Raw genomic sequence first — 23,575 nt, 5'->3', positions numbered from 1 at the left:
TTTAGGAAAAACAAATATATAAAACGAGTTGAATTTTAGGACATATCCGTTTACTTTTTATGCAAATGGATGCTATTTAAAAACATCTCTAAACTGATACAACAATCTTTCAATTAATCTTAAATCGTCAGTGATAACATCAGCAGTTCCAGTCATTTCTTGCTGAAATTCAATACTCTTATTATATGATGTTCTTAGCCCTTTTGGCAATTCAACATCAATTAAGAGATTTCCATCTTTATCAGGAGTAAGAGAAATGTTTTTAACTTTTCCTTCAATAACTCCAAACTCCCTGTCTGGATAATTAGCTAATCGAATATTTACCTCCTGTCCAACGGTGATTTTTCCAGAATTTTGCGCTTTGGCTTTTAATTTTCCTATGATTTGTTTTGAATCTATCGGAACAATTGAAAACAATGTCTCTCCAGATTGAATAAATTGATTTTCACTCCATACTTGAAGATAACTAACCTTACCATTAATTGAACTAACAAAAGCATATTGCAATTCCCAGTCTTTAATCGCTTTTTTAAGTTGATAAAAAGACTGTAAAACACTGCGTTCTAAATTCACATTTTCTTTATTCTCATTAATCTTGGTTGCTTGGCTACTTCTAACAAGCTCATTTAAAGATGATTTTAACTGTGAAACTGTGCCTAAAAGTGATTTATATCCTTTTTCGGCTTGAAGATATTGCAAACGTTGCTTTTCAATTTCTTGTGCAGAAATAATTCCTTTTTTATAGAGCTGCTCATATCGATTAAGATCTTTTTTTTGAAGTTCTAATTCAGATTGATTAATATCCTTTTGATTGATCAATAAGTTCAATCTTTCATTCAATTGTCTACCTTCAAATGATTGTGCCGTTGATTCAACGAGAAAAGGCTTTAACTTCTTATTTAGATCACTTGCAATATATTCTTTTTGAAATAGAGCAAATGGCGCTTCTAAATCCCCAAGATTTGTGTTATAAAAAAGATGTAAAGGAAATTCTGTCTTAGTTATTGAGATTGTGTCTAAAACTGATTTCAAACGAAATACATCTTTATAATCTGCCGAATTTTTTAGTACTGCTAATGGGACATTCGTTTGTACTTCTGCTTTATCTTTAACTAATATAACATCAATTTCACCACTTGTTTTCGCAATTATTTTTTCTGGCGGAATAGAAGTGCTAATAATTATCTCAGCATTTATAGTATCTGGATATTTTACAATATAAGACACCATAAACAAAATAAGTATAATACCTAAAATGACTAATGAGCCCCAACGCAAAATCCAATTGGGAATTTTGGTTAGAATATCTTGCACTTCCTCACTTCTCAATTCTATATTATCTAATTCTGGCATATTAACTTCCTAATTGCAATTGGTTTTTAACAAGTTTAAAATAATTTCCTTTTTGGGTTACCAATTCTTGATGATTACCAACTTCTATAATTTTACCTTTTTCCAAGACAACTATTTGATCTGCATTCATTACCGTACTTAATCGATGAGCAATAACAACAACCGTTTTATCTTTGAAGAAAATATTTAATTTCTCCATAATTTCCTTTTCATTATTTGCATCTAAAGCAGATGTTGCTTCATCAAAAAACAACATTTCCGGGTTTTTGTATACAGCACGAGCAATTAATAGTCTCTGTTTTTGTCCAGTACTCATACCAATTCCTTCTTGACCTATTTTTGTGTTAAACCCTAATGGGCAATCTTCTATAAATGTTTTAATATTTGCCACATCAGTAGAATACATAAGTCTTGTTTTATCAATAACATCTTGCCCTATAGCTATATTATGTGCAATGGTATCATTAAAAATATAACCTTCTTGCATTACTGTACCAACATGTGAACGCCATGATTTTTGCTTGATATTTTTAATATCTGTTTTGCCAATTGAAATTGAACCCGAAACTGGCTCGTAAAACTTCAATAGTAACTTCATTAGAGTAGTTTTACCACTTCCGCTAGTTCCAACAATAGCTGTTACTTTATTTGCAGGAATAGTTAAATTTAATTCGTTCAGAACTAAACTATCAGAACCAATATATCTAAAAGAAAGGTTCTTAATAATAATATCTTCATTTGTTGGAATAACACTAGTTTGACGTTGTTCCTGTTCGTTTTCATCTTCTTTCTCATGTATTTCCGAAAGCCTAGCCAATGAAATTTTTGCATCTTGAACTTCTCTTATAAATCCAATTAGTTGCAAAACAGGACCATTTAAGCTTCCAACTATGCTCGCTATTGCCATCATCATACCTAAAGTTATTTGACCATCAATAACCAATTTTGCAGAAAGAAAAACAATAATTATATTTTTAAGCTCGTTAATAAAATTGGAACCAATATTTTGTGTTTGTTCCAGTACAAGACTTTTCATTGAAACTTTAAAAAGACGTGCTTGAATGTATTCCCACCCCCAGCGCTTTTGCTTTTCCGCATTATGCAATTTAATTTCCTGCATACCATTAATAAGTTCAATAACTTTACTTTGTTCTTGCGAAACTTCAGAAAAGCGTTTATAATCTAAAACTTCTCTACGCTTTAAAAAAAGAACAACCCATAAAAAATAAAACGTACTCCCTAAAAAGAAAACAGCAAAAATTTTTAAATTATAATACGCCAAAACACCTCCCATAATAAGCATATTAACCATCGAGAATAAAACCGAAAGTGATGATGTAGTTAATATTCTTTCTATACGATGATGATCGTTGATTCGTTGCATAATATCACCTGTCATTCGAACATCAAAAAAAGAAATGGGCAAATTCATTAGCTTGATAAAAAAATCTGAAATAAGCGATATATTAATCCTTGCTGAAAGATGAAGTAAAATCCAACTTCTTATATATTCTAGACCTGTTTTGGCAAAAAATAATAATAGTTGTGCAAACAAAACCAAATAAATAAAATGAATATTTTGATTTTGAATACCAACATCAACAATGCTTTGCGTTAGAAAAGGGAAAATAAGCTGCAATAAACTCCCCGCCAATAAACCAATTGACAGTTGAACGACATATGATTTATAAGGAATGATATATTTTAAAAGTAATGAAAAACCAAAAGTTTTCTCATCACTATCATCCCATTCATTTTGATAAAACTTTGGTGTGGGCTGCAACAACAAAGCAATACCTTCCTGGGTTTCTGAAGTTGCATTATTACCTATCCAAAATTTTAAAAAATCATCTTGAGAATATTCAATTAAACCATAAGCAGGGTCAGATATAAAATATTTACCTTTTTTAATTTTATACAAAACAACATAATGATTTTTATTCCAATGAAGTATACAAGGAAGAGGTGCTTCGGACAATTTCTCTGATGATATTTTAATTCCTAATGTTCTAAATCCCAATATTTCAGCCGCTTCACTTAAAGACAAAAGATTACTTCCTTCTCGTGTTGTTTCTGAAAGCTGACGCAATGTTTGGATATTAAGATTTTTTCCTAAGTGTTTTGCAATTATTTTAAGACAAGAAGGTCCACAGTCCTTTAAATCTGCCTGTTTATAGAATGGAAATTTTTTAAGCATATTATTTCACCAATTCTTGCATACTATAATATTCTATTGCATTTTTCTTCAATGGATTTGCACTCCATTCTGACCATTCATTAGTATAAGGATTGTAGCCACATTTTAAAGGTTTGGACAAATCGATTTCACCATCAAAATAAGTTTGTTCCGTATAAGCACGACAATCTGTGCAAATGTGACGAAACTCACAATCTTTGCAAACTTCAATCATGTCTTTCGTTACATTCCAGTATTTTTTAAAATCAGGTTGACTTAAAGCCTGTTTCAAAGTAGTATCTTTAATATTTCCAAAGTGTTGAGGCATACTGGGACAATTACGAATGTAGCCTTCTTTATCAATAGATATTTTTTTATTTAAGCAAGTGTTATGATATTGGGATTCACTGAATAACTTAATATTAGAATAAAAATATTCCGAATTTATTACTCCGCAACTTTTCTCATTTAGGACATTTCTTTCTACTAAAACCACATATCCCATATCACTATTTATAGGAGAATAAGATTTATCAAATGGAGCATCATAAATAATAATCGAATGAACTCTATTATTTTCTGAAATAAAAGCATTAAGTTCATCCAAAATAAAGTTTTCATAAAATGGTACTATGAAATCGATATAAACAATTCTTGACTTTATTCTCTCTAAAAACCGAACAATTCTTTTAATATAATTAAGCTCAATTTTTTTATAAAAACGCAACTGAATATAGGAACATTTTAAGTTTTCTAATTGGTGAATTAAGTTTTCAAAATCATGATTCACTTCATCAAAATCAATAATACTATTTGTTATAGAACAGGGTGAACTCCATTCGGTAGAGATTTTTGGAAATAAATTTGGATTTAAACTAAAAAAGCCTAACCTATTGCTTATCAAAAAATCAAAATAGTCGTCAATTATTTCATCATATTCATAATTAAATTCTTTCTTAATATCTTCTATCGTCTTTCCATTACATTTTTCTAAAATATCATACAACGCGTTAGGGATAAAAAAATAGGTGTTATTTTTTGTGTCTGAAATTATACTTCTATTAGTCCCTTTAACTGGAATACAGTCTGCAAAAAGAACAAAATTAGATTTTTTCAAGTTAGAGTATTTTTGAAATGGGTTTTACAAAGGGTTTAGATATATTTTTAGAATTTTGAAAGGAACTTATTGCTATAAGACTACTTTTGAATTTCTCCTTGGTTTCGTTATTCTTTTCAAGCTTAAACTTAAGTCCGTTATGAATATTAATGGGCTTTTTAATCATTATAGGTTAATTTTGACGAAATGATTTTTTCAATATAAAAATTGCAGGCATTATTTATAAAACTGATTTGACCTGTCGGATTTATTTCTAGAAAATAATACTCTTCATTACTAAACATTAAGTCTGCTGATCCGTAATTCATGTTAAACTTTTTAAAGACGTTTATCAGCTTAGATTCAACATCAGTAGGCAATTGAAAAGGAATAATTCTTAAATCATTCATTTTCCATAACTTAGTTCTGTAATCTACATTATTATCAAAATTATAAATACATGCAGAGTACATTCTACCATCGATATAGATTACTCTAATTTCAAAATCTGCAATAATTCTTTCTTGAAAAAGTGAAATCGCAAAATCGTCAGGAGTTTGTTCTAAAATTTCAGGTGTTATTGAAAATGTTAAATTAAAATTATAGGAATATTCATCATCATTGTAAAAATAACCATCTAATATTCGCTTAGATATTATTCCATATTTTGGCTCATATAAAGAATGAAATTTTTTAAGTTTTTGTTTATTACCTGTAATTAATGTGTGAGGTATTTTCAATCCTTGATTTTTAGCCTCTAACATTACATCCAAGCGATTAAATTTAAAATCAGAAATTCTATCACCCAATTTGTAGACTGGTTTTTGTAATAAAAAGGCATCATTCAGAATTTCATAGCATTTATCTTCGTATTCATCACCAAAAGAATTAACAACTCCACCATTAAACCAGATACTTTTAATCTTTTCTAAATCAACATTCTTTATGTATTCATTATTTACAAAATAGGAACTGCTTTCGTTACAAAATTCCATTTTGGATATTTCAATTTTATCAAACTCACTAAATCTAATAAACTCATCATCAACACAATCAATTACCTGATTTACAAAATCATCAACATCTTTACTGTATATCAAAATCATATTATAAAATTACTTTTCATAAAATTCCCAATTGTCAGTAAGTTTCATTACAAGATTGAAATTATCGTTATAAAATTTATCATAGTCCTCAGGGTTTTCCTTATTGTATTCCGAAATAACATAATTATCAGTATGTATAAAAAAACCATTAGGGTTGTTAAAAATAAATTTCATTTTCCTAACCATTAAGTCATTTGAGCCACAAGATTTAGAATTGTATAAATTGCCTTTGTAGATATGAAAACAGGAATTATTATAAAAAAGATTGATTGAACTTCTTTTGCTATCGTATTCAAGTTTTTGTATACTTTTAGTTAGTAAATCATTCAGGAATTCTATATTTTTTGGATTTTGCTGAATAGCATGCCTTATCAATACATGATATTCTGGATATGGATCTAGAACGGTATCTTTCTTCGTATAAACGCCTATTTTTTCTTCAGAAGGAAATCCTTCTTCATTTAGTAAGGCAATTAATTTATCGGTAACTCTTTCTGTAGTGTCATACAATACTTTAGGCTCTTTTCTATTTGACAATCCATAATCAGCCTGATCTTCGTGTAATAGTTTTTCTAATTCTTCTTTGAATTTGTAATTTATAGAGTTATGAGATTCTTTATAAATTGAGTCATACCGTGAACTAAAAATTTTCCACTTCCCATTTCTTTTTAAAGTTTGGAATATTTTTGCATTAAAGTAATTTATACTTACCCCTTTTTTTGCCATCTTTTCACTCCAATAAAAAGTATTTTCATAATCGCGCGAAAACAGAGCACAACGGATAGCATTATGAATATCTCTTGCGAATATAACCGGATATTTTTTCTCCAATGCGATATATTGTTCTTTAGCTTTAGCGTATTGTCTTTTTAAAATATAATTTTCAGCTTCCTCTGTATAGGTGTAGTAATTTATTTCTTTGACTTTATCTTTCCCTTTTTCAGATAACAATTCATTATTAACTATAAGTGTTTTATAGGCAGCGGCTTCCTTTTTTTTAATTTTTTTTCGTTTATTTTTGTTTGGATAATAAACCATCGTTCCCAAATCAAATACTTCTGAATAACAATTATGACCTCCAAAAACCAGAAAAGTATTATTCTTAACTTTTCCTTTAATTTTGAAGTAGCGTTTCCCTTTAGGTAATGTTCTAAAATGGGTATAGTTTTTAAAATAGAAAGCTGGAAATGTATCTAAAATTGTGTTCTCACTAACTTCCACTCCATTCAATTTAGCTTCAATAAATTCTTGATTGACAACTCTATTATAACATAAGTTTTTAATAGTATCTGTTTTTTCTCCAAGAAACACATCAATTCTGTTTCCTATACCTTTCTCTATCAATTCTTTTTGGGCAAAATCACCCCACCCTCCAGATATATGTCCTTCTATTTCTATAATGCTATCTTTTGGATTAAATTTTACTTTTTCAAAATCAACTTTCAAAAAAAACATATGATGACCTTCAATAAAATTAAAAGTCCGAAAATCTTTACTTCGAAATTGTAAACCATAATTAATTAATCCTTTGTAATTTCTATCGTCAACAAAGTACGAATGTATTATTGTGTCATTTTTATTAGGAATGACCATATTCTTATATTTCCACAAGTTATAGGTCTGGTCATAAATTTTATTTTTCTCAAAATCTTTTAAATTAAAATTATTTTTGATTTTATTATTTTGACCGCTAACAGTATGTATAATTAAATTATTTAGAATAAAAAATGATAATAAAAAAATTATTTTTCTCATGAAATAATATTCCTTAATATGAATGTTAATTATAAATTTCTTTACATAAAACATTAAAAAATAAACGTTGATATGTAGAAATATTTTAATAAATCAGATAAACCTAAATTAAAGTCAAATTAATTTAGGTTTATTAATTGAATAGAAAACTTATCAAATAATACTATCCGTTTTGCATTCCATTACATTCTGCAGCTGAAATTATCCTAACATTTGTTCTGTTATGATAAGTAGTGTATGTTGATCCATCAGAATTTGTCCTAATTGCATCATATCCATAATCATAATAATAAACTGTGTTGGGATTAGATGCCGAAGTGCCAGTTCCGCAGCCAGTTCCTGCAGGAGTTACAGTACCTCCTCCATTTAATTTAAACATTTGTTCTTTTTTTAATGTATCACCATTAAATTTTTCTAGTTCTAAACTTTCTAGTTTCATAATAAAAAATTAGTTATTAATAAGATTTTAAACATTGAATAATTTTTTTGCGCGCTTAATTATTAATGCTTCTGCAAACGTAATAGATAAGGTAATATATCGTTTACGGTTTTCGGCTATAAATGACGTGGTTTTTATTATACTAATTTTAATTGTTTTGCCTTTTCAATTAAATCATCATCATTACCTTTCTTTCCGTTTAATAAATGGTATTTAATTTCTTTTTTTCTTTTCTCAATTGAACTTAATGAGATGCCTATTAATTGAGGAAGATCTTTGGTTTTAATTCCTTTATCAATTAATCTTATTAATTCACCATCAATTTGGTCGAATTTATATCTAGAGTTATTAAAATCAGTTAATGATTTTATCATAGTATCTGATATAAATATTTCATTTGCTAAAATTTTAGTAAACGCTTCTGAAAATGTATCGAAGTTAATGTCTGATTTATTTATAATTCCGTCTGCTTCCACATCTCTGAAAGCCTTATTAATTATACAGCCTTCAAAATGCATCGAAATCATTATTACCTTGGATTCTGTAAAATTATTTTTGAATTCTACTGCTAAATCACAACCATCATATATTCTTTTCTCTTTGTATTCCGGTATACTTATATCAAAAATTGCTACGTCAATTTTCTTATTATCTATATAATTCAATTTTATGATGTTATAAGCCTCTTTAGTTCTAGAACTTTTAAGAAAGTTTAATCTATAGCCTTCTAATGTGAGAGTAATCAAATTAATATATGCTTCAATTATAAATGGATGATCATCAACTATTAAGATGTTTAGTTCTTTTTGCATAAATCTTAAATAAACTTTTAAATAACGTTTCGAATTTATTATCGCTAACCTTTGTAAGAATTCAACAGCTTTTTGATTAAAAAGTCTAATGATTTGTATTCATCTGCAATCAGCATAATTACAAATACTTAAAAGCAAATCATAGAGTTTCATACAATTTTGACCTTGAAGCTTTCGAAATTCCAATAATACAAATGTAAGAAATAACTTCAAATAATGAGATCTCAGTTAGTAAAATGTCTATTCAATAATGTTTTGAAGATTTATTTCCTTTTATCAATTACTGACAAGATTTACAGTTAATCAATTTTAAAACACAAGGCTTGAACAATTGAATACTAGATATTCTGAAAAGAAAAAACCCCGTAAATCATAAGATTTACAGGGTTTTGCTACCTTTTAGGATTTTTTCAGCGGAGAAAGAGGGATTCGAACCCCCGGACCTGTTACAGTCAACAGTTTTCAAGACTGCCGCAATCGACCACTCTGCCATTTCTCCAGTAAATATTGCACTACTTCCGTATTGCGAGTGCAAATATAGAAAGCTTTTTTATATCTGCAAACCTTTTTTTTACAAAAAACAGAAATAAATTCAATCTATTAATTAACTAATTCATTTCGTTTGTTTTACAAAATGATTTTTTTACTAGAAATTTACGTATTCTACAATTTCTAAGCCGTAACCAATCATTCCGACGCGCTTTCCTTGATCTGAATTGCTTACCAATCTGATTTTTGAAATATCTAAATCGTGTAGAATTTGTGCTCCAATACCAAAATCTTTACTGTCAATAACAATTTTTGGAGCTTTCATAACTCCTTCCGATTGCAATGATTTCAATTCTGAAATACGATTCAACAAACTAACCGATTGCATATCCTGATTGATAAAAATAACAGCTCCTTTCCCTTGCTCGTTGATTACTTTGAACATATCATCCAATTGTTTATCAGCGTTGTTGGTTAAAGTTCCTAACAAATCGTTATTTACCTGAGAAGAATTGATTCTGGTCAAAACCGAATCTCCTAAATTCCAGGTTCCTTTGGTTAATGCAATGTGAACTTGTTTGTTAGTTGTCTGCTCGTAAGCTCTTAAACGGAAAGTTCCGAAGCGGGTTTGAATGTCAAAATCTTCTTTCTTCACAATCAAACTGTCGTGCAGCATGCGGTAAGCCACTAAATCTTCAATGGAAACCAATTTTAGGTCAAATTTTTTGGCGATTTCAACTAATTGCGGAAGACGTGCCATAGAACCATCTTCATTCATAATTTCGCAGATAACTCCAGCCGGCTTAAATCCTGCTAAACGTGCGAAATCAATAGCTGCTTCCGTATGTCCCGTTCTTCTTAAAACTCCACCTTGCTTAGCAATTAATGGGAAAATGTGCCCTGGTCGAGCCAAGTCATATGGTTTTGTATCCGAATCAATTAATGCTTGAACTGTTTTAGCTCTGTCCGAAGCGGAAATTCCTGTGGTAACGCCATGTCCTTTCAAATCAACAGAAACGGTAAAAGCGGTTTCCATATGATCGGTATTATTAACAACCATTGCTTTCAAATCCAACTCTTTACAACGGCTCTCAGTTAATGGAGTACAAATTAAACCACGACCGTGTGTGGCCATGAAGTTTATCATTTCCGGAGTTGTCTTTTCGGCAGCGGCTAAAAAATCGCCTTCGTTTTCTCTGTCTTCATCATCAACGACTATAATAACTTTTCCCTGGCGGATGTCTTCTATAGCTTCTTCAATCGTATTCAGTTGTATTTTGTTGTCTGTAGTTAGCATTTTAATGGGTATTATCGTTGTCTTCTTCTTCGTTGCTGTTGTTGTCAAAAAAACGTTTGTATAGTTTTTGGAATGGCGCGGTTATCCAATCAAAGTTAACCATCACACCAATATCGTTTGTAGCTCTGTAGGTCAATACTAAAGCCAATGGAGTCAAAATCATAGAAGAAAGCCAAGTCCCTAAAAATGATGGCATTCCGTCTTCCTGAGCTACTTTTTTACCGAAAGTATTCGCAAAGTGGAATGTGATAAAAATAAGAACTGCAAATACAATTGGCAATCCTAAACCTCCTTTTCGGATGATTGCTCCTAGTGGTGCCCCAATAAAGAACATCAACAAACAAGAAAACGCTACCACGAATTTCTCATGCAGAGCAATCCAGTGCTTATTAATATTTTTCTTCTTATTAGCTAAATCGTCTTTACTGGTTTGAATTGAGAAGTCTGTACTATTTATGTTTGCCATAGCGGTCTCTATAATTCGTATCTTCTCGTTTTGCTTAAAGACGTCAAATACATCTTGAGTCGTTTTAAACTCCTTAGCTGTAATTGCAGATTTTTTATTTAATACAAATTCTACATTTTGACTGATATTATCCGCAAATAACTGAACATCTTTCTTGTATGCTAATTCAAGTGAGTCAATGGTGTAACCCAACTCGTTAACATTCAACATCGAATTTGTGTTTACAATTTCGCCTTCATCATCAGATTTATTCAGATTACCTAAGTCTATATTAATAGTATACTTCTCAAAAAAAGCTTTTGCAAAAGGTAATCTCGATTGCTCTTCGTAGTTTTTTGGTTGAATATCTTCGTAATAATATCCGTCTATTAAATCCAATTTCAAAATACTTGAGTTCTCATCACTCTTTAAAACACCACGTTTCGATTTGATAACGGTTTTATTTCCTGAACCTGTATTCGATTTTATGTGCATGGTTACATCTTCCAAAAGCTCGCCATTATCACCAGACTTCTTCCCTACTTTGATATTCGAATTACCAATCGTATTAAACTGTCCTTCCGCAATTGCCATAGCTGGTTTGGTCTGAAGAATTTCTTTTCTAAGGTTGATGAACTTATATTCCGCTTTTGGAATCACGTTGTTGGCAAAGAAAAACGATACAATACTCAATCCTACAATGAAGAAAATCAAACTTTTCATCGCGCGTTGGAGTGAAATTCCGGAAGATTTCATTGCTGCAAACTCATAATTTTCCGAAAAACTTCCGAAAGTCATAATCGAAGCCAACAAAATCGACAACGGTAACACTAACGGAATTAATCGCGGCATCGAGAACATCAAAAACTGAACAATGGTAATAAAATCAAGGTTTTTACCTGCCAATTCCGAGATGAACAACCATACGGTTTGCAATATGAATATAAAAAAAAGGATTACGAATACCGAGGTAAACGTAATCAGAAAGGATTTTAAAATATAACGGTCAAGTATTTTCACCCGAAAATTTAGTCTAAATTGTTGATGTAGTAATTAGGATATTTACTTTGGGTAAAGGTAAAATGATTTTTTGAAATAGGCTGATTCGTTTTAAAAGAATTAACAGTGATCGTCGATTTCGAACCATTTTTATTCACTTCAATCATGTTGTAAATATGTTTCGTCTGCGCATCAATTCCCAATAAAATCTCTTTACGATTATCTTTTGCACTAACCGGAGTGAGCTTGATGTACTGAATTTTTCTGCCTTTCACACTTTGCGAAATATCCCAAGCGTATTTGAAACCAGTATTGAAAAACGTCAGCATTTTTGCCGGAGTTAAAGCGTCTGAACTGTTGTCATCGTGATTGGAAATCGTAATTTCTTCATCTTCAGGAACAATTGTGTAATTCTTTTTCCCGTCGAAAATTTTGGTTACACCCATAAAATTCAACACATACTGATTGCCTTTCAGGGTAACATTTCCTTTACTTTCCTGATTTACATTCTGTTTTAAATTTTGAATGTTATAGGTAAAACCGATTTGAATATTCTCGTAACTTTTCACCTTAGCCGAAACTTCATCTAGCAAACTCTTCGCTTTTTGAGCATTCTGAGCCGAAAGGGAAACCGTAAGCAATAAACATCCGATTAGAAATACATTTGATATAGTTGAAAACAATCTCATTTTAATTATTTTGTTCGTTAGCAAAAAATTGATCCAGAGATGCTAAATCAGGAATGTTCACACTTCTTGCCTTACTTCCTTCAAAAGGGCCAACAATTCCGGCAGCCTCTAACTGATCGATTAATCGTCCGGCACGGTTGTAACCCAATTTTAGTTTTCGTTGCAATAATGAAGCAGAACCTTGTTGTGCAGTCACAATAATTTCAGCGGCTTCTCTGAACATAGAATCTCTTTCTGAAATATCTATATCAAGACTTATGCCACTTTCTTCACCAACGTATTCCGGTAACAGATACGCATTTGGATACGCTTTCTGAGAACCGATGTATTCTGTAATTTTTTCAACTTCCGGAGTATCTACAAAAGCACACTGTACACGGACTAAATCGTTGCCTTGCGTGTACAACATATCTCCTCGACCGATTAACTGATCGGCTCCCTGACTGTCCAAAATAGTTCTCGAATCGATTTTTGAAGTTACACGGAAAGCAATTCGGGCAGGGAAATTCGCCTTAATAATACCTGTAATTACGTTCACCGACGGACGCTGCGTCGCAATAATCAAATGAATTCCGATGGCTCGGGCTAACTGTGCTAAACGGGCAATTGGCGTTTCCACTTCTTTTCCGGCAGTCATGATTAAGTCGGCAAACTCATCGACAACTAAAACGATGTAAGGCAAAAACTTATGTCCGTTTTCCGGATTTAATTTGCGCTGTTTGAACTTCTCGTTGTATTCTTTAATGTTACGAACCATCGCATCTTTTAACAACGAATAACGATTGTCCATTTCAATACAAAGTGAATTCAATGTATTGATTACCTTAGTGTTATCTGTAATAATTGCATCACCACCATCTGGCAGTTTTGCTAAATAATGACGTTCAATTTTGTTGAAAAGGGTCAATTCCACTTTCTTCGGATCGACCAAAACGAATTTCACTTCCGCCGGATGTTTTTTGTACAACAACGAGGTTAAAACCGCATTCAAACCAACCGACTTTCCTTGTCCGGTTGCTCCAGCCATCAATAAGTGCGGCATTTTCGCTAAATCCACGACAAAAGTTTCGTTGGAAATCGTTTTTCCTAAAGCAATCGGCAACTCCATTTCAGCAGATTGAAATTTAGGAGAAGCAATCACGCTTTTCATGGAAACTGTAGTCGGTGAATTGTTCGGAACTTCGATACCAATGGTTCCTTTACCCGGAATTGGCGCGATGATACGGATTCCTAAAGCTGCTAACGACAAGGCAATATCGTCTTCTAAGTTTTTAATTTTAGAAATACGAATTCCGGCTTCGGGCACAATTTCATACAACGTAACAGTTGGTCCAACCGTCGCTTTAATTTGTGCAATTCCGATGTTGTAGTTCTTCAACGTGTCTACAATTCGGTTTTTATTTTCTTCTAATTCTGCCTGATTGATGGTAATTCCGCCAGACGAATACTCTTTTAATAATTCAATCGATGGAAACTGATAATTTGACAATTCTAAGGTTGGATCAAATTCACCAAAATCCTGAACTAATTTCGCTGCAAGATTTTCCTCAACTACATCTTCTTCCTCTATTTTTTCAATCGTAAAACTATCATCATTTGTTTGAATAACTTCTGATTTTGGAGCTTCCGGCGTAACCGAAACTACATTTTCAACCGGAACTGTAACCGGCGGTGTAACCACTGGCGGAACCGTTTTCAGTGAAATTTCGGAAGGATTACTAATAGTCGGTTTTAAAGCATCTTTATTAACTTCAAAAGTAGACGGATTGGTTTTCAGTTCAATGTTGGAAAGAATTTCTTCGTCTTCCGCATCGTTAAAATCTAACGACGGATTGGAATTGATGATTTCCTCATCGGCTACTTCCAAATCATCGACCGGAAGAATTGGTGTATTCACATCATTCTGAACCTGAGTTTGTTTTTCGTTAAACTCATCGTTGAAAGCTCTGCTTCGGCTCTCAAAAAAGTTTTTAATACCTTCAGTAGATACTTTTATCTTCAAAATCAAGTATACCAGCAACCCGAAAAGCAAGACTAAAAACGTTCCTACTTTACCTATATAATCCTGTACAAACAGATTCATTTCGTAGCCGATAACACCGCTTAACTGCGGAAGATAATCCCAGAAGAATCCAAGTAAAACCGAGATTAAAACCATCGCGAACAAGTCCCAAAAAATGGTGCTTTTCAGTTTGCTCAAAGAAACGTCTACTAACAAATAAGCTCCAGCTAAAAAGAACAAACGCACAAACAGAAACGAAGCAGCTCCAAAACCTTTATACAAAAAGAAATCGGATAAATTGGCGCCAACTTTTCCTAACCAGTTATAGGTTTTCTCACTTCGGTCTGAAAAAGAAGTTAAGGCACTTTGGTCGTAATCACCGTAAAAATAATAGGAAACAAACGACAGCAGTAACGCTACCGAAAATAAAACAAGTAAAGCCCCGAAAAGGACTTTATGACGACGCGTAAATAAGGGTTGCTTTTCGCCAGTATTCTTGTTTTGCTTATCTGTTGAAGCTTCTTTTTTTGTTGTTTTGGCCATTAATTGGTTTCTTCGTTTTTACAAAAATAACAATCTGGTTGAATTTATAATAGTCTTGGCAGGTAAATTAGTGCTCCGATTGCCATCGCTGCCATCGCTGCAAAAAATACGGCACCGGCTGCAATGTCTTTGATAAATCCTATACGTTCGTGGTAATCTGGGTGAATGAAATCGGCTATTTTTTCAACAGCGGTATTCAATCCTTCGATGCTTAAGACTAAACCGAAAGCTAAAATCTGAAACATCCATTCTGTTTTGGAAATTTCGAAGTAGAATCCGGCAATAATCATAAGAACCGCAATGGATGATTGCACCATTACACTATGTTCAGTGGTAGCGAGTTTAATTGCTCCACGCACAGCAAATCCGATACTTTTTAATCGGCCGGTAAAAAATGAATTGTCCTTTTGAACTTCCATTAAAGAGCAGCTAAAGCGGTTTCGTAATTCGGCTCATCGACGATATCACCTACTTGTTCCGCATGTGTTACCGTTCCGTTTTCATCTAAAACGATTACAACTCTGGAATGTAATCCTTGCAATGGTCCGTCAGTAATGGTTAAACCGTAATCTTTTCCGAAAGAACCATCTCTGAAATCTGATAAGTTGATTACATTTTCCAAACCTTCTGCTCCACAAAAACGATTTTGTGCAAATGGCAAATCTCTAGAAATGCACAATACTTTAGTATTCGCCAATGAACTTGCTTTTTCATTGAATTTACGAACCGAAGTAGCACAAGTACTGGTGTCAATACTTGGAAAAATATTCAAAACCAATTTACTTCCTGCGAAATCAGCTAATGAAACTGCAGATAAATCTGTTTTTACCAATGTAAAATCTTTTGCTTTTGAACCGATTTGCGGCAATTCGCCTATAGTTGTAACGGGATTTCCCTTTAATGTAATCTTTGCCATTTGTCTTAAAATTAATATTTGTTCCAAAAATAAGGATTTTAAATCGCTCTGCAATAATTTTCGTTATGAAACCAAACAAAAAAAGTCCTCAATGTTGAGGACTTTTAATTTTATCGAATATTGCTATTCTTTACTAATTTTAATGGTTTGTTGCTGTCCTTGACTTTCAAGTGTTATCAGATAAACACCATTCGAATAACCGGACATATCAATCGTGTTTTGATTTGATATACCATCAAACTCAACAAGATTTAGAAGTTGTCCGACTACGGAATACACCGAGGCTTTGGAAAGATTCAAATTATCTAAATGCAGCACATCTTTCACCGGATTTGGATACACTTTAACTGTATCTGCAAGAACTTCTGATGTACTTAGAGTTGTTGAAACACTAAATAAATAAGCCGTTTGATAATTAGTGTTTGTCGGACTGTTGCTTGTCACTTTAAGATAATAAGTTCCTGGCGCTAAAGTTCTTGTGAAAGACAAATTTGCTCCTGAATTATTTTGTGTTCCACCAATTGCGTTTCCAGAACTGTCTAAAACTGAAGCCGTAACCGATGATGTAATTATACTGCTAATCATGACCGTAGCATTCACATTATCTGCGACTACAAATTTGTAAAAGTCATTGTCTGCGTTGGATGAGTTTTCCTGAACGGTGGTGTAACCTTTATACTCTTTATTGGTTGCAATGTCGTATGCTAATTCTTTAATGTTTGGCTCGTCTAATCCTTGCATAATTTGATAATAGTATCCAGGTAATTCGGTGTGATTTTCAATGAAATCGAAAGAAGAATTGAAGAAAAACACTTTTGAAGGATAGGTCAAGGCCGGATAAAAATGATTGATGTTTGAAGAGGGCTCATCCACTACTCCATCGCTGGTTCCGCCTGTTAATCTTCCGATAACAGTTGAAAAATCGATTAAATTGTCAATGGGTTTCTGGTTTAACCCAAGTACATTTTCACCGATAACTCCGTTACAATTTACGTCATAATTGTAAAAATCTGCACCGAACAAATGCTCGTTCATGTTACTGCCGTTATTCACTTCTACTCCTCCAAACAAAAAACGTCCTTGATCTCCACTGTAATAATATGTAGTTTTCAAATCACGAATCGCTTCGGAACGCGTGTCTACACCGGCAAAAACACCTAAACCTGTATCACTGGCATTGCTTCCGCCGTGAGGAGTTCCAACCGTTAAAAGTTTGGCTACGTGATGTTTATTGTCGGGTTGCCAGTTTACAACATTCTGAAGATATTCACGTGAGCACAAACCGCCCATACTGTGTCCGACCAAAACAACTTTGTCTTTTCCGGTTAACTGTAAAACTCTTTCGATGGCTTTCTTTAAAGCAACACCTTGTTTAGCAATAGCCGCTTGGTTACTTAAAACGTCGGTTTCCCAAGAGCCATTTACTTTTACATTAAAATTGACAAAATAGTAATCTCCGTTAATAACCGATGCTTCGAATGCAGCAATGTCTGCTCCCGGAGTTGGATAAAAGTTTTTATTGGTTGTGGAATTGTTACCATCAGCATTTAAGCAAAAATCGAAACGCCCACCATAAGTATAACTGTACTGAGAATCAAAGTAATTCGAAGTAGCTTCCCAAGTTTGAGAACTGGAGTTTAATCCGTGAATGAATATAATAGGATACGGAAGTTTACTTTCAAACGTTTGAATTGATTGATTATTTACAACGCTCTTCAGTACAATTAAGGAATCGTTTTTATAACCGAAGTTTTCAAATTCTGCTGGCCTTTGCTTCCACTCAAACAATGAATTTTCCTGAGAAAATACCGAGTTTCCAAACAAAATAGCCGATAAAATAACACTAAAAGTAATTTTACGCATAAGCAATATTTTTTATCAAAACATCGCTAATATATAAATTAATTGTTAAATTATTATGCAATCATACTATTTTTGAAAACTTTTTTTCACAATAGCCAATAAAAAAGCCTTCCACATAACAATGAAAGGCTTTCCTGTATTTTTTTAACAAAATATTATTTATCAATTGAACCCAAAACACGTTGCATGAAAGTGTTTAAAGCTTCTTTTTTATCGGTTCCTTGTTGTACCATTTTATTAACTTCTAAAGCGCCGTACATATTGGAAATCAATTCTCCAATCACATCTAATTCTTCGTCTTTTAGAGATGGAACTTCGGTTAAAGCTTCTAAAACTTCAATAGTTTCAACGATGTAATCCTGATCGTTTTCCTCAATAAATTGCGTTAAGTGTTTGATTACAGGTAATTTCATACTTATACGATTTCGTTTACCAAATCCGTTAAAACTTCTGCTTTGTTGGTTTGCGTTTCGTTTACCAATTTTCCGTTTACGAATGTTGCGAAAGTTGGCAAGTTAGAAACATTAGCCAATTTTCTTGATTCAGGAGAATTTTCCGCATCAACAATTACGAAAGAAATTGATTCATTTTCAGTAGCCAATTTTTTGAATTTCGGTTTCATAATTCGGCAGTTCCCGCACCAAAATGCTGAAAATTGCACAACCACTTTTTCGTTAGTGTCAACTATATTCTGAAGTGTATCTTCGTTTAATTCGATTAACATAAGGATTTCATTTAGAGATTAAAAAGAAATTCCAAACTTCGATTCCTTAAAAAAGCAACCGTCATTTGGAATTTATATGTGAAAACTTCTTAGTTTTTGCTCAAGTAAGCTGCTGTACTTAAACGGTCTGCAGACATTGCTTCTTTACCGTTTTCCCAGTTTGCAGGACAAACTTCACCTTTAGTCTGAACGTGAGTGTACGCATCAATTAAACGCAAGTACTCGTTTACGTTTCTTCCTAATGGCATATCGTTTACACTTTCGTGGAAAATTTTACCAGTTTCGTCAATTAAATAAGTTGCACGGTAAGGAACATTTGAACCTTCAATTAGGTAATCACCCATTTCTTCGTTGAATACTTCTTCAGCATCTAAAATCCCTAAAGCTGATGCTAAGTTTCTAGTAGTGTCAGCGATTAACGGATAAGTTACACCTTCGATTCCACCGTTAGCTTTTGGTGTGTTTAACCAAGCAAAGTGAACCTCGTTAGTATCACAAGAAGCACCAATTACGATAGTGTTTTTTGCATTGAAATCCGGTAAAGCCGACTGAAACGCGTGTAATTCTGTTGGACAAACGAATGTAAAATCTTTTGGATACCAGAACAATAATACTTTTTTGTTGTTTTTTACTGCTTCATCTAAGATGTTGATTCTTAAGTTATCACCCATTTCAGAAATTGCATCAACGGTAATGTTCGGGAATTTTTTTCCAACTAATGACATAATGTTATAAAGTTTAAAGTTTATTAAATTTTTACAGGGCAAAAGTACTGATTGAAAAGTTAACCAAACATTATATTTGATTATAATTTTTTATCTGATTATAAGATTTCCTTATACTGCATTTTATCGTTTTTAAAACATTATTTATCAGACTACTACAATTTAAAATACTATTTTTCTTATTTTTAAACATTAATCTTTATAAGATGAGTGAAAGTAAATTAAGAGACGACAAAACCTGCCTAAATTGTGGCAATAAAGTGGAAAGTCGATTTTGTCCTGAGTGCGGTCAGGAAAACACGGAAAGCCGGAAATCCTTCCATTATTTATTCACTCATTTTGTGGAAGATCTGGTGCATTATGACAGTAGCTTTTGGAAAACCATTAAGTTTCTACTCTTCCGCCCAGCCCGACTTACCAAAGAATATCTCGCAGGAAAACGCGCCAGTTATGTGGCACCTGTAAAACTTTATATTTTTATAAGTTTCCTTACTTTTTTTACTATTGGAATTATTTCAAGTCTTCCGGATGAGCAAAATCAAAACGACGGGATAAAGTTCAATCAGAGTAATAATCGTTCCAACATCAGTTTTAATAGAATTCCGGAACTAACCGAAAAAGAAGATTCTATTCAAAAAGCCGATTTAAATAAGTATGGATGGTATCAGGACTACAAATCTGTTGCTCAGTATGATTCCATTCAAAATGCCTTACCAGAACAAGAAAGAAAACCAAAACTTATTCAATGGATTGAAAGAAAAATAGTTGCCGTATCTGAGCACAATACCTCAAAGGAGCTAAAAGAAAAGTTTACGGTTCTAATCAAAAAAAATATCTCAAAAGCACTATTTTTATATATGCCGATTTTCGCATTTTGGCTATGGCTGTTTCACGGTAAAAAACGTTGGTATTATTTTGAGCACGGAATTTTTACTTTACATTATTTTTCCTTCCTATTATTAAGTACAGGATTAATGGTTTTCTTAGACTACTTTTTAAGTATGAGCGATTTTGTCGTTTTCAATATACTGCAACTGATAATGATTTTACTGTACATCTTTTATCCGATAGTTTACTTTTACAAAGCCCATAAAAGAATGTATATGGAATCTAAAAGTGTTTCCTTTCTTAAAAGTTCTATTTTGTTTATTATTAATTCAATTTTCATTACTATATTCACGGCTTTACTGATTATTTATACAACGATTTCAATTCATTAAAGTTTATTGAAACATTTACACGGTTTTTGCTACTTATTATTAAACGATTATGTTATGAAAAATAAAATCATTTTTGCTTTTGGACTGTCATTCCTGCTTTTAGGATGTACGGCACAACAAAGTGTTTCTTCAAAAAAGGCTGATGTAGCCGATTATATCTCTAATATTGAAGAAAGCAACTTGAAGCGCAATCTTACTGTTATTGCTTCCGATGAAATGCAAGGAAGAAACACTGGTGAATCTGGTCAGAAAAAAGCCGGTGAATACATCATTAACGAATACAAAAAACTGGGAATTTCCTATCCGAAAGGTGCGGATGGTTTCTATCAAAAAGTTCCATCTGAATACATGAAACGTGGATTCGCTCCAAAACTAAATGATTCCGAAAACATTTGGGCTTACATTGAAGGTTCAGAAAAACCCGAAGAAGTTCTAGTAATTTCAGCGCATTACGACCACGTTGGGATGAAAAACGGCGAAATCTATAATGGTGCAGACGATGACGGTTCCGGAACTGTTGGCGTTATGGAAATAGCCAAAGCCTTCATGAAAGCAAAAAAAGACGGACACGGACCAAAACGTTCCATTTTATTTTTACATGTAACGGGTGAAGAACACGGTTTGCATGGTTCAAGATACTATTCCGATAATCCTTTATTTCCGATAAAAAATACGATTGCCAATATTAATATTGATATGATTGGACGTCGCGACAATTTAAATCCGAATGATAACAATTATATTTATGTAATCGGTTCTGACAGATTGAGTTCTGAACTGCACACTTTAAATGAAGAAGCAAATAAAAAATATGTCAACCTGCGTTTAGACTACAAATACAACGACAGAAACGATCCGGAACAAATCTATTATCGTTCTGATCATTATAACTTTGCAAAAAAAGGCATACCTGCGATTTTCTTCTTCAACGGAATTCATGATGATTACCACAAACCAACAGACGAAGTTGATAAAATCGAATTTGATGCTTTAACCAAACGCGCCAAATTAGCTTTCGCCTTAGCTTGGGAATTGGCCAATCGCGATCAACGCATCGTAGTTGATAAAGACGGAAAATAATTTCATAAAAAAGCTCTCAAAATTGAGAGCTTTTTTTATTGTTTTTCAGATACTATAAATCTTCTTTTACATCTGCATCCGGAGCATTTTTCTTAACCGATTCGATTCCGTTTTCGCGAGCCGAAACTGATTCGTACATTTCACTGTTTCCGATGATTTGTCCGTTTGTTGCTTTCAGATTAAAATACGGTTTTCCGTTTTTTGATTCTAATCGGTCAAAACGAGCATCGTCCTGAGAATTTTTCTTTACTGATTCGATTCCGTTTTCACAAGCTGCTTTAGTTGTATATCCTTCGCTAGCCAATATAACCTGACCGTTTCCGGCTTTTAATACGAATTGAAATTCTCCGTTCGATCTTTTTGTAATTAAGAATGATCCCATGATTTAATTTTATTGATTACTACTTTTTTTTCAATGTGAATCACTAAAATAGTAAGATTATCTCTATTAATCAAACAAAATGTAATTTTTGAGAAATTCTGATTTATGATTTCACAAAACTGTCGATAATTTTATCCGTTTCCGCCTTGGTTGCCGTTGGCTTCAAATTGAACAAATGCATGAATAAAGGTTGCTTATCAACTGTTGTTTCCATATTAACATCTTTATTCAAATCAAAAACTGATTGCCATTTATCGCGAACATTTTTCCACATTGCTTTGTTTTTAGCCCAATATTTGTGAGCAGCAACGCATTTAGAATCATCAACTTTTCGGTAATAATCCATTCCTTTTTCGTAGGCTAATGTTGCATCTTTACCTGCTTCGTTACGCATGATTTTCTCGTTATCTTGCTCGTGTAACCATCCGTACTTTGTGATTTCGTGAATGTTTCTTCTTTTCAAAACATTATAATCGTTACGGATTGTATGCTCTCTTCTTGGTAATGGGGCATCAGCCGTATTCATCCAATATGAACTGTTAGCCGTGTGAACCCAAGCCGCAGTTCCTTCATATCTTGGGCTGTCGTCTACCTGATAAACACGTTGCGTCCACTGCCCTTTTACGTCATTCTTCGGTAAGGTTTTGTATTTCCAGGTTTTGTCTTTGTAAAATTCAAACAACTCTGTGTTTTCAAATTCCCAATCCTGACGCCAGTGTTTCACAATTGAAGTATCACCTACAATCAACAAATGCTGCATTACAATTTTATTGGATTTGTCTTCTACTAATTCCACCCACTCCAAACCGTAATCTTTTTTGGTTGGTGATGCTTTGTAATTCTCATCTTTCGATACTTTGAAAGTTTCCGCGAAGTTGAATTCTACTTCATAACATCCACACATTGATCTGATAGCATCGGCATCTTTCTTCTGTTTTGTTTGTGCCGAAATTGATAAACTGATAGCTGAAAGTCCCAGAATCAGGCAGTTTTTGAGGTTTTTCATTTGATACATGATTTTAAATTCTGTGCTAAAATATTAAATTAATTTAGAATAAATAAAAATAACAAGTATATTTGCACCAATATTTTTTAATAAGTCTAGTTAAAAATAATGAAATTCTACCCTAACCTATTATTACTTACAACATTAGCATCGACAGCAATTTTTTCGCAGCAGAAAGAAAAAGATACTGTTAAGCAAAAACAAATTGAAGAAATTGTTGTGACAGCTCAATTCGAACCTCAATCCTTAAGGAAATCGGTTCATAATGTACGCGTAATTACAAAAGAAGACATGAAAAGACAAGCAGCGACCAATTTGTCTGACGTCTTAAATCAATACTTGAATATTACGATAACGCCAAGCTCCGGAACCGGTCGATCTACCGTTTCCATGTTTGGTTTGGATGGTACTTACTTCAAAATTATGATGGATAATATTCCTATTGTGAGCGATAACAG

Annotated in this window: 22 protein-coding genes and 1 tRNA gene; 3 read left to right on the top strand and 20 right to left on the bottom strand. The window is 32.7% G+C overall.

Annotation, left to right across the window (positions count from 1 at the left end; translation table 11 throughout):
• Positions 1-72: 72 nt before the first annotated feature.
• The 18 genes from RUH60_RS04830 to RUH60_RS04745 all read right to left on the bottom strand — a co-directional run bounded on the left by RUH60_RS04830 (position 73) and on the right by RUH60_RS04745 (position 19,429).
• Entirely contained in the window at positions 73-1,353 is a 1,281-nt protein-coding gene (locus RUH60_RS04830; protein ID WP_313805989.1) for an HlyD family efflux transporter periplasmic adaptor subunit, read from the bottom strand.
• Between the two features lies 1 nt (position 1,354).
• Positions 1,355-3,550 carry a peptidase domain-containing ABC transporter gene (locus RUH60_RS04825; RefSeq protein ID WP_313805987.1) on the bottom strand — a complete coding sequence of 732 codons (2,196 nt, stop codon included), beginning with the start codon at positions 3,548-3,550 and terminating at the stop codon, positions 1,355-1,357.
• A 1-nt stretch (position 3,551) separates the two neighbouring features.
• A complete protein-coding gene (gene gwsS / locus RUH60_RS04820; RefSeq protein ID WP_313805985.1) occupies positions 3,552-4,646 on the bottom strand; it encodes a grasp-with-spasm system SPASM domain peptide maturase in 1,095 nt (364 codons plus the stop codon).
• Between the two features lie 158 nt (positions 4,647-4,804).
• Positions 4,805-5,731: a hypothetical protein gene (locus RUH60_RS04815; RefSeq protein WP_313805983.1), complete on the bottom strand. Its 927-nt coding sequence runs from the start codon at positions 5,729-5,731 to the stop codon at positions 4,805-4,807.
• Positions 5,732-5,740: 9 nt separating this feature from the next.
• The gene (locus RUH60_RS04810; RefSeq protein WP_313805981.1) at positions 5,741-7,486 is read right to left on the bottom strand and encodes a hypothetical protein; all 1,746 of its coding nucleotides are present in this window, start codon (positions 7,484-7,486) and stop codon (positions 5,741-5,743) included.
• Between the two features lie 163 nt (positions 7,487-7,649).
• Entirely contained in the window at positions 7,650-7,925 is a 276-nt protein-coding gene (locus RUH60_RS04805) for a hypothetical protein (protein WP_313805979.1), read from the bottom strand.
• A 137-nt stretch (positions 7,926-8,062) separates the two neighbouring features.
• Complete coding sequence (locus RUH60_RS04800) at positions 8,063-8,737, bottom strand: response regulator (RefSeq protein WP_313805977.1); 675 nt, start codon at positions 8,735-8,737, stop codon at positions 8,063-8,065.
• Positions 8,738-9,151: 414 nt separating this feature from the next.
• Positions 9,152-9,236 (bottom strand) — tRNA-Ser (locus tag RUH60_RS04795).
• A gap of 147 nt (positions 9,237-9,383) precedes the next feature.
• Positions 9,384-10,523, bottom strand: coding sequence for a 3,4-dihydroxy-2-butanone-4-phosphate synthase (gene ribB / locus RUH60_RS04790; RefSeq protein WP_313805975.1), 1,140 nt, complete (start codon positions 10,521-10,523; stop codon positions 9,384-9,386).
• Position 10,524: 1 nt separating this feature from the next.
• Positions 10,525-11,988 (bottom strand): LptF/LptG family permease, encoded by a 1,464-nt coding sequence (locus RUH60_RS04785; RefSeq protein WP_313805973.1) that lies wholly within the window; start codon positions 11,986-11,988, stop codon positions 10,525-10,527.
• An 8-nt stretch (positions 11,989-11,996) separates the two neighbouring features.
• The gene (locus tag RUH60_RS04780; protein ID WP_313805971.1) at positions 11,997-12,656 is read right to left on the bottom strand and encodes an outer membrane lipoprotein carrier protein LolA; all 660 of its coding nucleotides are present in this window, start codon (positions 12,654-12,656) and stop codon (positions 11,997-11,999) included.
• 1 nt (position 12,657) lies between these two features.
• The gene (locus tag RUH60_RS04775; RefSeq protein WP_313805969.1) at positions 12,658-15,201 is read right to left on the bottom strand and encodes a DNA translocase FtsK; all 2,544 of its coding nucleotides are present in this window, start codon (positions 15,199-15,201) and stop codon (positions 12,658-12,660) included.
• A 44-nt stretch (positions 15,202-15,245) separates the two neighbouring features.
• Positions 15,246-15,620 (bottom strand): diacylglycerol kinase family protein, encoded by a 375-nt coding sequence (locus tag RUH60_RS04770; protein WP_313805967.1) that lies wholly within the window; start codon positions 15,618-15,620, stop codon positions 15,246-15,248.
• Entirely contained in the window at positions 15,620-16,117 is a 498-nt protein-coding gene (gene tpx / locus RUH60_RS04765; RefSeq protein WP_313805965.1) for a thiol peroxidase, read from the bottom strand. The genes RUH60_RS04770 and tpx overlap by 1 nt, the downstream gene beginning before the upstream one ends.
• Positions 16,118-16,240: 123 nt before the next feature.
• Positions 16,241-17,980 (bottom strand): alpha/beta fold hydrolase, encoded by a 1,740-nt coding sequence (locus RUH60_RS04760; RefSeq protein WP_313805963.1) that lies wholly within the window; start codon positions 17,978-17,980, stop codon positions 16,241-16,243.
• A gap of 155 nt (positions 17,981-18,135) precedes the next feature.
• Positions 18,136-18,393 carry a DUF6952 family protein gene (locus tag RUH60_RS04755; RefSeq protein ID WP_313805961.1) on the bottom strand — a complete coding sequence of 86 codons (258 nt, stop codon included), beginning with the start codon at positions 18,391-18,393 and terminating at the stop codon, positions 18,136-18,138.
• Positions 18,394-18,395: 2 nt separating this feature from the next.
• Complete coding sequence (locus RUH60_RS04750) at positions 18,396-18,704, bottom strand: thioredoxin family protein (RefSeq protein WP_313805959.1); 309 nt, start codon at positions 18,702-18,704, stop codon at positions 18,396-18,398.
• A gap of 89 nt (positions 18,705-18,793) precedes the next feature.
• Positions 18,794-19,429 (bottom strand): peroxiredoxin, encoded by a 636-nt coding sequence (locus tag RUH60_RS04745; RefSeq protein WP_313805957.1) that lies wholly within the window; start codon positions 19,427-19,429, stop codon positions 18,794-18,796.
• Positions 19,430-19,635: 206 nt separating this feature from the next.
• On the opposite strand from RUH60_RS04745, the gene RUH60_RS04740 reads away from it, so the two are divergent.
• Both RUH60_RS04740 and RUH60_RS04735 read left to right on the top strand, forming a co-directional pair.
• Entirely contained in the window at positions 19,636-20,649 is a 1,014-nt protein-coding gene (locus RUH60_RS04740; RefSeq protein WP_313805955.1) for a DUF3667 domain-containing protein, read from the top strand.
• A gap of 54 nt (positions 20,650-20,703) precedes the next feature.
• Positions 20,704-21,729, top strand: a complete 1,026-nt coding sequence (locus RUH60_RS04735) for a M28 family metallopeptidase (protein WP_313805953.1) — start codon at positions 20,704-20,706, stop codon at positions 21,727-21,729.
• Between the two features lie 52 nt (positions 21,730-21,781).
• Here the strand turns inward: RUH60_RS04735 and RUH60_RS04730 are convergent, their stop codons facing one another.
• Entirely contained in the window at positions 21,782-22,111 is a 330-nt protein-coding gene (locus RUH60_RS04730) for a YegP family protein (protein ID WP_313805951.1), read from the bottom strand.
• A 103-nt stretch (positions 22,112-22,214) separates the two neighbouring features.
• On the bottom strand, positions 22,215-23,117 hold the full coding sequence (locus RUH60_RS04725; RefSeq protein ID WP_313805949.1) for a DUF6607 family protein: 903 nt from the start codon (positions 23,115-23,117) through the stop codon (positions 22,215-22,217).
• A 108-nt stretch (positions 23,118-23,225) separates the two neighbouring features.
• On the opposite strand from RUH60_RS04725, the gene RUH60_RS04720 reads away from it, so the two are divergent.
• A partial coding sequence (locus RUH60_RS04720) for a Plug domain-containing protein (protein WP_313805947.1) occupies positions 23,226-23,575 on the top strand: 350 nt, incomplete at its 3' end.

This window comes from Flavobacterium sp., assembly GCF_032153895.1.
Classification (GTDB): Bacteria; Bacteroidota; Bacteroidia; order Flavobacteriales; family Flavobacteriaceae; genus Flavobacterium.
The sequence above is the reverse complement of the archived record's forward strand: the minus strand, read 5'-3'. Positions and strand labels throughout refer to the sequence as shown.

What these genes read in the sequence shown, in the direction of transcription:
- RUH60_RS04760 (WP_313805963.1), bottom strand. Translation starts at nt 17,980, where the DNA reads ATGCGTAAAATTACTTTTAGTGTTATTTTATCGGCTATTTTGTTTGGA.
- RUH60_RS04800 (WP_313805977.1), bottom strand. Translation starts at nt 8,737, where the DNA reads ATGCAAAAAGAACTAAACATCTTAATAGTTGATGATCATCCATTTATA.
- RUH60_RS04825 (WP_313805987.1), bottom strand. Translation starts at nt 3,550, where the DNA reads ATGCTTAAAAAATTTCCATTCTATAAACAGGCAGATTTAAAGGACTGT.
- RUH60_RS04750 (WP_313805959.1), bottom strand. Translation starts at nt 18,704, where the DNA reads ATGTTAATCGAATTAAACGAAGATACACTTCAGAATATAGTTGACACT.
- RUH60_RS04830 (WP_313805989.1), bottom strand. Translation starts at nt 1,353, where the DNA reads ATGCCAGAATTAGATAATATAGAATTGAGAAGTGAGGAAGTGCAAGAT.
- RUH60_RS04770 (WP_313805967.1), bottom strand. Translation starts at nt 15,620, where the DNA reads ATGGAAGTTCAAAAGGACAATTCATTTTTTACCGGCCGATTAAAAAGT.
- RUH60_RS04805 (WP_313805979.1), bottom strand. Translation starts at nt 7,925, where the DNA reads ATGAAACTAGAAAGTTTAGAACTAGAAAAATTTAATGGTGATACATTA.
- RUH60_RS04780 (WP_313805971.1), bottom strand. Translation starts at nt 12,656, where the DNA reads ATGAGATTGTTTTCAACTATATCAAATGTATTTCTAATCGGATGTTTA.
- RUH60_RS04730 (WP_313805951.1), bottom strand. Translation starts at nt 22,111, where the DNA reads ATGGGATCATTCTTAATTACAAAAAGATCGAACGGAGAATTTCAATTC.
- RUH60_RS04775 (WP_313805969.1), bottom strand. Translation starts at nt 15,201, where the DNA reads ATGGCCAAAACAACAAAAAAAGAAGCTTCAACAGATAAGCAAAACAAG.
- RUH60_RS04815 (WP_313805983.1), bottom strand. Translation starts at nt 5,731, where the DNA reads ATGATTTTGATATACAGTAAAGATGTTGATGATTTTGTAAATCAGGTA.
- RUH60_RS04755 (WP_313805961.1), bottom strand. Translation starts at nt 18,393, where the DNA reads ATGAAATTACCTGTAATCAAACACTTAACGCAATTTATTGAGGAAAAC.
- tpx (WP_313805965.1), bottom strand. Translation starts at nt 16,117, where the DNA reads ATGGCAAAGATTACATTAAAGGGAAATCCCGTTACAACTATAGGCGAA.
- RUH60_RS04740 (WP_313805955.1), top strand. Translation starts at nt 19,636, where the DNA reads ATGAGTGAAAGTAAATTAAGAGACGACAAAACCTGCCTAAATTGTGGC.
- RUH60_RS04745 (WP_313805957.1), bottom strand. Translation starts at nt 19,429, where the DNA reads ATGTCATTAGTTGGAAAAAAATTCCCGAACATTACCGTTGATGCAATT.
- ribB (WP_313805975.1), bottom strand. Translation starts at nt 10,523, where the DNA reads ATGCTAACTACAGACAACAAAATACAACTGAATACGATTGAAGAAGCT.
- RUH60_RS04735 (WP_313805953.1), top strand. Translation starts at nt 20,704, where the DNA reads ATGAAAAATAAAATCATTTTTGCTTTTGGACTGTCATTCCTGCTTTTA.
- RUH60_RS04810 (WP_313805981.1), bottom strand. Translation starts at nt 7,486, where the DNA reads ATGAGAAAAATAATTTTTTTATTATCATTTTTTATTCTAAATAATTTA.
- RUH60_RS04725 (WP_313805949.1), bottom strand. Translation starts at nt 23,117, where the DNA reads ATGAAAAACCTCAAAAACTGCCTGATTCTGGGACTTTCAGCTATCAGT.